The organism is Lyngbya sp. CCAP 1446/10 (genome assembly GCF_026130175.1).
Classification (GTDB): Bacteria; Cyanobacteriota; Cyanobacteriia; order Cyanobacteriales; family Microcoleaceae; genus Microcoleus.
This window is the reverse complement of record NZ_JAIGNI010000104.1, coordinates 1-9570: the sequence shown is the minus strand read 5'-3', so window position 1 is coordinate 9570 and position 9570 is coordinate 1. Positions and strand designations below refer to the sequence as shown.

Below are 9570 nucleotides of genomic sequence, written 5' to 3'. Positions count from 1 at the left end.
ATCATGGGCGACATAAGAAGAACCAAGTAGGTATAATATTTGACATCAATACCGAAACATGAACCTATTCATATTCACTCATTTATTTATTATACACCGCTGAGGTTATTAAATTTTCATTCCTAAGCTAAAATAAATATAAAATATCAGACATTAAAGCACTTAAAATGGTATATCCACCTGCACCTTGGAATCTGCAAGGTTATGCTGTTCAGACTTTACAATTAATAGATGTGGCACGGGTGCGCCCCTTGGTTCCCTCTGAGTTAGAAATAGTCTCTGTATTGCCAGGAAAAACCCTAGGTGGAGTTTATATATCCTCCTACGGGTTGGGTTCCGTGATGGAGTACAATGAGCTAATTGTCGTAAGCGCGATCGCCAATTATGCAGGAAAATGGGGCGCTTGGATTTCCCACATCTACGTAGACAACCCTAACTCAGTAGCTGGCGGGCGCGAAATCTGGGGACTTCCTAAAGAATTAGCTCAATTTAGTTGGGAAGGCAACGATTCAGTAAAAGCAACACCGCTAGGCTACCGCGTCACAGTTAGCCAAGCCAACCGTCAACTGTGCAGTCTCAATTACAGCAAGCAAAGTTTAGCGCTACCTGTATCTTTTAGCGGAAATGTTTTCAGCGCATTAAGCAGCAATTTGCTCCTATTTAAAGGAGAATTTAACTCTCGAATCGGTTTGCTCAGGGGCGAATTAGAAATACCTGAAGATAGTCATTTTGCCAATTTAAACTTATCTCAGCCCTTGCTTACAGTTGGCTGCGAAGATATGCGTCTAATTGCAGGTGCGCCGGAAGTTGTGGGGAACAGAGCCGCACAATTCAGTTATTAGCTGGAATTTGTAGGGTGCGCAGTGCGCACCTCACTATACTAAAATTAAATGCCAGCCCCCGGAGCCGCTTCAGCACCCATTTCTAAAACTGTACCGCGCAGGAAATCAATTTGCTGCTGAAAATCCATGCCCTTAATCTTTGCTAATAAAGCAGTTCCCGCTTCGGGAAGTTTATAGTCGGAAGGTACGGGAATAATTGTTCCTTCGTCCATTCCTACTGCCAGGAAGTACCAAAAAGCCAGCTTCGTTTCAGGGCTCATCGAGCCGTACATCCGGCTGATTTCAGTATTGGCTTTTGAGGCAATGTCGCGCATTACTTGCAGTTGTTCTTCGTGGGGCAGCGGCTTGACTTGCTCGAACAAACCCTCAGCGATTTCGGAACCGGCAGCACCCGGAGCCGCTGGCGTGATTGACTTGCCCAATTCGGTGTAAACAAACCACAGCAAACCTAATTGATCGTCTACGCTCAAGCTCTGAATCTCTGCTTTTCCTTGGTCGTAAGTGCTGGTAGTAGAAAATGTCATTTCAGTCTCCAAAATAATATGTATTGCTCAGTTTTCTTGTTTTTGAGAAAACTTTTTTTTGCTACTTAGTTAAAGTACCTAATAAATAATGATGCTAGAATCTTGCTTAAGACAGAGATGATCCCAATACGGTTCACTTAACACTATTTATGCCCCGGAGATCCCCCTAAATCCCCCTTAAGAAGGGGGACTTTGAGAGGTTTCTTGTCCCCCCCTTTTTAAGGGGTGTGCCAGGGAGATCTGTCTTAAGTAAACCGTATTGGAGATGATCCCGGACATAAGTTCGGAGAGTAAATTCACAAAAATTGAGAAAATTTGCAACCAAAGGATGAGGCAAATTTGACCAGATTGTTGTTAGCTGTGTTCCTGATTAGCATTGTTTAGCCGATCGTCGATCGCCTATAATCGCAACAAACCTGTATAGAGGTGGCTGTTATGTCGATCGCAACTGCAAAACGCTTCACCACAGAGGAATATCACCGCTTGACAGAACTGGGATTTTTTGCGGAGGACGAGCGAGTTGAGTTAATTAATGGAGAACTTGTGAAAATGGCAGCTAAAGGTACTGCTCATTCTGTTTGCGAGACACGCTTGGAACGCGAGTTATTTAAGCTGCTGGGAGAACGGGCGACACTGCGAGGGCAACAACCGATTATTTTGCCGGATGACAGCGAACCAGAACCCGATCGCGCGATCGTGCAAAATCGCCCTGACGACTATCTATCCTCTCACCCCTGTCCAGCGGATATACTGTTGCTGATTGAGATTGCAGATTCTTCTTTAAGTTATGACAAACAGGTTAAGTTGCCCCTTTATGCGGCAGCGGAAATCTCTGACTATTGGATATTTAATTTATCACAAACTTGCTTGGAATGTTACAGCGAACCCTATCAGAATGCAACAGGTCAATTTGGTTATCGCAAGACACTGATTTTTCTGCCCAACGAGTCTGTTAATCTGCCTTGTTTTCACGACTTGGCGCTCGATTTATCGAGAGTGTTTCCGCAAACTGTGAATCCTGAATAATTTTGATATTCTTCCCAAGAAAAAAGGCTGACATAAAGCCAGCCTAGAATCAGGAGAATTTTGATTGAAACTTGTTGAAATTCTAGCTAAACAAACCGGAAATACCGCCCACTGCTATTGCTCCAGCCAGCGCCGAAACAACCACAGAAGTTAGAGCTGTACCGAACAGCCACCAAGCAGCAGTTGCTGCGGCTTCCCGCGCATCTTCTGCTTGCTGCTTGGTCTTTTTCTTGATATCTTTAATGCGTTTTTTGGCTTGCTCTTGCAGGCGTTCCGAGCGCGAAAGCACGCTGTCCCTGGCTCCTTCAATTTGGTCGATAATTTTGTTGGCTTGGCCTTCTGAAATATCGGAACGAGAGCTAATTACCGCCACTAAAGTACCGCGATCGAACTCGCCTAAACGCTCTTTAATCGCGTCAAATCCGGCCTGCGGATCGTCAAATACTTTGCGGATGTCTCGTTTGATGCTTTCGTAATTAAGTTCTGGTCGATCGAGCGAATTGAGGTAATCCCGAATTTTCGCGAAAATACCGTCAATTGCTGACTGGAACTTATCTTGCACCATTTGAATTTGTTCGACAAACTCGTTGCGGACTGATTCAATACGATCGGCAATTTGGTTAGCTTCCTCTTCGGAAATGTCTTCCCGCTGCGACAGCAACGCTACCAGCGTACCGCGATCGAAGTGCTTGAGCCGATCGCCCAAACTTTGCATCCCCGTTCCCGGCTCGTTAAACAGCAACTGTAAATCGCGCTTGATTCCGTCAGGATTGAGCTCTTCCTTGTCCGTATTCCGCAAGTAATTTTCCAAACTTCCTTGGAAATCCTTGACAGTTTTTTGAGCGCGAGATGCCAAACGACGGGGCGATTTCACGATCGTGCGAATCGAATCTTGCACGCGATCGATCGTCCGATTGATTTGTTCTTCGCTCAAATCTTCCCGCTGCGAAAGCAACTTAACCAAAGTTTCGCGATCGACCTGAGACAGCCTTTCCCGCAGCGCCAAAGCGCCTTCTTTAGGATTTTCAAACAATTTGGTCAAATCTCGATTCAGACCTTCAGGATCGAGTTCTTCCAGGTTGGTATTCCGCAGATACTCACCAATTTTCCCAGTAACTTCCTCGTACTGTTCCTTAGCTTTATCCGCCACTATTTGCGGTGCGTGGACAATGTTGTCGCGCACGGATTCGATTTTTGCGATCGCCCCATTTATCTGTTCTTCGTTGAGGTCTTGGCGCTGCGACAGCAGTTGCACCAGCGTATCGCGATCGAATTGAGATAAGCGTTCTTTCAGCGCTTTAAATCCGGCTTCCGGGTCGTTTAACAGCGTTTGAAACTCGCGCTCGATCGCTTCAGGATTGAGTTCTTCCTTATTAGTATTGCGGAGATACTCTTCTACCTTTTGGCGTACTTCTTGTGCTTTTGATTTCGCTTGCTCTTGCAATTCTTGAGCTTTGGAAATTACTTGATCGCGCGAACTTTCCAGCCGCCCGATTAACTGATCCGCTTCTTCCGGGCTGAAATCCTCCCGCTGACCGAGCAATTGTACCAAAGTATCGCGGTCAAATTGCGATAGGCGATCGCGCAAAGCCTCAAAACCAGCATCGCGATCGTCCAAAAGCGCTTGGAAGTCCTTCTCGATACCTTCAGGATTCAATTCTTCCTTACCAGTCGATCGCAAATAATGCTCAATTCGGCTGCGTAAATCTTGAGACTGTTCCTCACCAGCAGCATCTCCAACAATTCCCAAAACTTCTTGACGGACACCTTCAAGCTGTTCGGCAATTTCCGTCGCCTGTTCCTGACTAAACCCCTCGCGGCGGCTCAAAATCCCTACAAAATACTCAGGATTAAACATCTCTAACTGGCGCAAAACCGCCCCCGGAGAAGCTTCGGGATCGTAAATCACATCCCTAAATTCCTGCTTGATAGTTTCTCGGTTGAGATGCCAAGGTTGAGTATTCAGCAAGTAATTTTCCACATCAGCCTTAGCTGTATTGAAAGGCAGCGCAGGCAATTTATCGCCCACCTTCTCGCTCAAAGACTTAGCTTTTTCCTTGCCTTTTGCAGTTAGTTGCTGCAACTTACCAGAGATTTTTTCAACATCCAAATCAGACAAATCAGTCCGCGACAAAACAGTACCCACAAGAGCTTCCAAACCCAACTGCATCGCCCGGTTCATGCCCCCGCTGGACTCCGATTTGTTGTCCCGATTTTCCAGAATTTGAGACAATTTGGCATTGAGTTCGTCAGACTTCAGCAAATCAGGAGCCGCAAACTTGAGAAAATCCACTAACTCTAAATTCGGGTCTTTCTTTTCTTGCTGCTTGCCGAAGGTTTGCTTCCAAACGCCTTCGAGTTGGTCAGCTACTTGATTTATTTCCTCTTGAGAAAAATCACTGCGGCTGCTAATTAAATCCACAAAAGTTTGGCGGTTAACATTCTTTAAAACATCGGTTCCTGCCAAAGATTTGATATCAGCATCCCCCAGCAACTTTTCAAATTGACCGCGAATTTCCTTGACATCCAGCTTCGGCAACTGCAAAGAACCCACATAATCTTGCAGTGTTTCGCGAATGCTCTCCGGGTCTACAGCCGAGCTCAATTCGCGGCGGACAGCAGCCACAGATGCTTCTACAGTATTTACCATTTGGTCGCTGGCCATCTTGCCGCCGATCGCCGAACCAGCAGTACCCATCACGCCTTGAATGCCTGAAAAAGCAGTTTTTATCAAGGAACCTATCATCGAACCGACGGCGCTAGAACCGAGCCATACCAGCGTTAAAAAGTACGCCGACCAAATGACCACACCAATAATTGCCGCTCCATCTACAGAGGCAATTGAAGTTAGTTTGACCGCCAGAAAACAAGCTAAGAATAAAGCTAGGTTAACTGTGACTAAAATCCAACCTCCGACTAGACCTTCAGTCTTACGAATTTTAGTGCCAACACTTTCGGAATCGTCATCATCATCGGGTAAAGCCTCATCCCAATTGGATATTTTGGCAGCAATCGAGAAATTTGTTAACAGGAATTGAAAGCCGAAAGCCATAATGACTCCAGCGATTAATGCCACGAAAAACTGAGGGCTTAAAAACATCAGCCCTTCGATATCGGGGTGTTCAAATGGCATATCTATTTCTACTGGCATTTGGGCAATATTGAGTTTTGGACTGTACACAGACATTAATAACTCGCTTTCAAACATAAATTACCTCCTAAAGTTTGATGCCGAATCAGGCATATTGAAACTCGCCCCTAACTTTTAAGTTGGGGACTTTACACTTTTTAGATGGTGGTTTTTTTCGTCAGGCTTTATCTTACGGAAGCCCTAATTCGTGAAATCAGGATGAATAGTAAATTAGTTCTTTAGTTATGTCATCCTTACTGCTGATTATGGCTCTGGAAGCGGAAAAATAAATCCCTCTAAAGTCAGAAATGAGTTGATTTGGGAGGAGTAGCCGTAGAGTTAGGCCAAAAAAGGCAAGTTTGAGGCGGGGGCGATGGCTAGTAATTATGAATAGTAGTAAACTGGGATGCAGCGTACCCTACCTATCGTAGAGTGCGCTGGCTTTTTAGGATTCCGTTTGATTTTTAGGCTGAAAACGAGCTAATAATTGCGATCGATCTAGCTGCATAGTCAACCGCGTGCAATCATCGAGGGTTTCTAATTGAATCAAAGGCTCGATTATTTGAGCTAATTCTTCATCAATCTCGCCAAATCTCACTTGTAAAACACTCTCAACGATCAGGCGTTTAGCTTGCTCGATACCTTGCTCGATACCTTGCTGCATACCTTGCTCGATACCTCGCTGAGTTGCATCTTCAAGTCGTTGCAAATAAAGGGGTGACAGTTCCATAATCAACTCCCGATCTTCTCGATCTATAATAAACAGTCAAGTGATATTGAGCGCACCCTACATATCGTAGAGCGCGCTGCTGAGTTAGGATTCCGTTTGATTGTCAGGCAGAAAACGAGCTAGTAATTCAGTGCGATCTAGTTGCCTAATTAGTCGCGTGCGATCGAGGGTTTCTAGTTTAATCAAAGGCTCAATTATTTGGGATAATTCTTCATCAATTTCACCAAATTTCACTTGTAGCATACTCTCAACCATCAAGCGTTGGCTGCGCTGGATACCTTCTTGGATACCTTCTTGGATACCTTGCTGGATACCTCGCTGAGTTGCATCTTCAAGTCGTTGCAAATAGAGGGGTGACAGTTCCATAATTAACTCCCGATCTTCTCGATCTATGTCTTGGCGGACTTCTAAAATTGTTCGCAAGTTGTACAACAATTCTAACGCGCTCAACCGAAAGAAATTATCAGAGGGTAATTCTCTCAATTCGGCAATAGCTTGCTTTTGGACGTTTCCCTTCCCCAAAACCCTCAGCCACAGCGTTTCGGGAGTGCGGGGGAGTTGGTGAATGGCAATGATTGCTGCTTTCAGAGACGGACTCAGAAAATAAACTCCATTTACCCAATTTTCTGGTTCGGGAATCGCTCCAAATCCAGCTAGCATGGTGTCGGAAACCGTCGGCGACAGTATCCAGAGTTGGGGCAAGTCTGCCTCTGCAATCCTGCTATTATCTCTAGTTGCGACTCGTTCATATTCGGCGTGGACATCAAATAGTTTGCCCAAACAACTACGAATTTCTCCGGTTTGAACTGGACTGCGGAATGGTTCCAATACAGCGGGTTTTGCTGCGATTTGACCCAAAATGCCGAGGGCCGTTGGTTCGACTTCTGGTTCCGCTTTTGGGGCAAAAAAAACGTCAATCTGCCTCACTTCTCCAGCAATGTCGCGGCTGGTTTCGACATTGCCGAGAGGGGTTAATAGTTCTTTGAGATATTGTTTTGCAAATTGGTCGTGGATGAATCTGGTCATGATAATTGTCAGCTATCAACTGTTTAAAAATCTCGCCCTCAACTCTTAACTCTTAACTGTCAACTGTCAACTGTCAACTGTCAACTGTTTTCATCTTTTAAAGCAATCCACTGAGATTGCAGAGTAGGAGAGTGACAATTATCATACGCTGTCATACCTTTTTGATAATTTTTCCAAATTTTGTTCATAGATTTAATCAAATCAGGCTGAGTTCTGATAATATCAGAAGTTAATCTGAGATTACAATCATCCGGTATTTTAAGGAAATTAGCTATGCGACTCTCTCAAATGCTTTTCGTCACCCTGCGGGAAGACCCCGCAGAAGCAGAAATTCCCAGCCACAAACTATTACTCCGTGCGGGATACATCCGGCGCATCGGGAGCGGCATTTACGCTTATCTACCTTTGATGTGGCGAGTTCTCAAAAAAGTCTCCCAAATTGTGCGGGAAGAAATGGATGCTACCGGCGCTCAAGAATGCCTTCTCCCGCAACTGCAACCTGCCGATTTGTGGCGGGAATCTGGTCGCTGGGATACCTACACTCAAGCTGAAGGTATCATGTTTTCTCTCACAGACCGTCGCGATACTGAATTGGGATTGGGCCCAACTCACGAAGAAGTGATTACTACAATTGCTAAAGATATGATTCGTTCCTATCGGCAGTTGCCTTTGCATCTCTATCAAATTCAAACTAAGTTTCGTGATGAAATTCGCCCGCGTTTTGGGTTGATGCGCGGTCGCGAGTTTATTATGAAAGATGGCTATTCTTTTCACACTAGCGAAGAAAGTTTGAAAAAAACTTATCAGGATATGGATCGAGCATACAGCAATATGCTGCGCCGTTCGGGTTTGGAATTCCGAGCAGTAGATGCCGATTCTGGTGCAATTGGTGGCTCTGGTTCTCAAGAGTTTATGGTGCTGGCAGAAGCGGGTGAGGATGAAGTTCTTTATACTGATGACGGTCAGTATGCTGCTAATGTGGAGAAGGCTGTATCGATGCCTGCTGATGCTGAAAATTCGTCATTTGCAACTTTTGAAAAGCGGGAAACGCCGGGAACTGACACAATTGATAAACTTTGCAAGTTTTTGAAGTGTTCTTCGACGCAAGTTGTCAAAAATGTGCTTTATCAGGCTGTTTATGACAGCGGTATTACAGTTTTGGTATTGGTAAGCATTCGCGGCGACCAAGATGTGAATCAGGTAAAGTTGCTGAATGAATTAACTAAGTTGGCACCAAATTATCAAGCTAAAACAATTCTGTTTTTGACGGTTCCTGATGCGGAAGCTCAACGGAAATGGACGGCTAAATCTTTGCCTCTGGGTTATATGGCTCCCGATGTTGCTGATGATTATATTGCTGGGAGTAAGGAGGTAAATTCTAAGTTTTTGCGTTTGGTCGATCGCACTGCTGTCGATCTTACCAACTTTGTCACTGGTTCTAACGAGTCAGGATACCACGTTGTGGGAGCTAATTGGAATAAAGAGTTTCCGCTACCTGCAACGGTTGTGGGTGTCAGAACTGCCAAAAAGGGCGATCGGGCAATGCACAATCCCGAACAAACCTTGCAAAGCGCCAGAGGCATCGAAGTCGGCCATATCTTCCAATTAGGCACCAAATACTCCGAAGCGATGGGGGCTACCTACACCAACGAACAAGGCGAAGAAATGCCCTTTATCATGGGCTGCTACGGCGTTGGCGTGTCGCGGCTGGCTCAATCTGCCGTAGAACAATCCTACGACAAAGATGGGATTATCTGGCCAGTGGCGATCGCCCCCTATCACGCCATCATTAGCATCCCGAATATTTCCGATGCTCAACAAGTAGAAGTTGCCGAAAAACTCTACGCACAACTCAATCAATCTGGCGTTGAAACATTATTAGATGACCGCGACGAACGAGCCGGAGTTAAATTCAAAGATGCCGATTTAATTGGCATTCCCTATCGAATTGTGACTGGCCGTTCCCTGAAAACAGGTAAAGTTGAAATTGTGGAAAGAGCAACTCACAAATCCCATGAAATTCTCATTGAGGAAGTTAATGCTACTTTAAAACAGTGGATTGAGGCAGCCCTCAAATAAGCCTTAATAACGGTAAGGTGCGCAGTGCGCAACGTATAGAGGTAAGGTGCGCAGTGCGCACCCTACATTAACGAGTAGTAAGGTGCGATATAGCAATCCTAAATCATTATCTACACTTATTATGATATAATTATATGCAATAATTGATTGTGACAATAAAAAAATGAATAACTTACAAATGCCACAGAAAGATATGGAAAAAGAAAGAGCGGC

General features: G+C 45.0%; 7 protein-coding genes. 3 read left to right on the top strand and 4 right to left on the bottom strand.

Features of this window, described 5'->3' with window-relative positions; genetic code table 11:
* The first annotated feature begins 167 nt into the window (after positions 1 to 167).
* Entirely contained in the window at positions 168 to 842 is a 675-nt protein-coding gene (locus tag K4039_RS26005; RefSeq protein WP_265239397.1) for an acetoacetate decarboxylase family protein, read from the top strand.
* Positions 843 to 886: 44 nt separating this feature from the next.
* Here the strand turns inward: K4039_RS26005 and K4039_RS26000 are convergent, their stop codons facing one another.
* The gene (locus K4039_RS26000; protein WP_265239396.1) at positions 887 to 1366 is read right to left on the bottom strand and encodes an orange carotenoid protein N-terminal domain-containing protein; all 480 of its coding nucleotides are present in this window, start codon (positions 1364 to 1366) and stop codon (positions 887 to 889) included.
* A gap of 435 nt (positions 1367 to 1801) precedes the next feature.
* Here K4039_RS26000 and K4039_RS25995 point away from each other — a divergent pair, with 435 nt between their 5' ends.
* Complete coding sequence (locus tag K4039_RS25995; protein ID WP_265239395.1) at positions 1802 to 2392, top strand: Uma2 family endonuclease; 591 nt, start codon at positions 1802 to 1804, stop codon at positions 2390 to 2392.
* 82 nt (positions 2393 to 2474) lie between these two features.
* Here K4039_RS25995 and K4039_RS25990 read toward each other — a convergent pair whose 3' ends face one another.
* From K4039_RS25990 to K4039_RS25980, 3 genes are all read right to left on the bottom strand, one after another.
* The gene (locus K4039_RS25990; protein WP_265239394.1) at positions 2475 to 5600 is read right to left on the bottom strand and encodes an MFS transporter; all 3126 of its coding nucleotides are present in this window, start codon (positions 5598 to 5600) and stop codon (positions 2475 to 2477) included.
* Between the two features lie 367 nt (positions 5601 to 5967).
* Positions 5968 to 6252, bottom strand: a complete 285-nt coding sequence (locus tag K4039_RS25985; protein ID WP_321161662.1) for a hypothetical protein — start codon at positions 6250 to 6252, stop codon at positions 5968 to 5970.
* Positions 6253 to 6336: 84 nt separating this feature from the next.
* On the bottom strand, positions 6337 to 7278 hold the full coding sequence (locus tag K4039_RS25980) for a hypothetical protein (RefSeq protein WP_265239393.1): 942 nt from the start codon (positions 7276 to 7278) through the stop codon (positions 6337 to 6339).
* Between the two features lie 273 nt (positions 7279 to 7551).
* Here K4039_RS25980 and proS point away from each other — a divergent pair, with 273 nt between their 5' ends.
* Positions 7552 to 9357 (top strand): proline--tRNA ligase, encoded by a 1806-nt coding sequence (gene proS, locus K4039_RS25975; RefSeq protein WP_265239392.1) that lies wholly within the window; start codon positions 7552 to 7554, stop codon positions 9355 to 9357.
* Positions 9358 to 9570: the final 213 nt, after the last annotated feature.

Coding starts and splice junctions, on each gene's coding strand:
- K4039_RS26005 (WP_265239397.1), top strand. CDS start 168: ATGGTATATCCACCTGCACCTTGGAATCTGCAAGGTTATGCTGTTCAG.
- K4039_RS26000 (WP_265239396.1), bottom strand. CDS start 1,366: ATGACATTTTCTACTACCAGCACTTACGACCAAGGAAAAGCAGAGATT.
- K4039_RS25995 (WP_265239395.1), top strand. CDS start 1,802: ATGTCGATCGCAACTGCAAAACGCTTCACCACAGAGGAATATCACCGC.
- K4039_RS25990 (WP_265239394.1), bottom strand. CDS start 5,600: ATGTTTGAAAGCGAGTTATTAATGTCTGTGTACAGTCCAAAACTCAAT.
- K4039_RS25985 (WP_321161662.1), bottom strand. CDS start 6,252: ATGGAACTGTCACCCCTTTATTTGCAACGACTTGAAGATGCAACTCAG.
- K4039_RS25980 (WP_265239393.1), bottom strand. CDS start 7,278: ATGACCAGATTCATCCACGACCAATTTGCAAAACAATATCTCAAAGAA.
- proS (WP_265239392.1), top strand. CDS start 7,552: ATGCGACTCTCTCAAATGCTTTTCGTCACCCTGCGGGAAGACCCCGCA.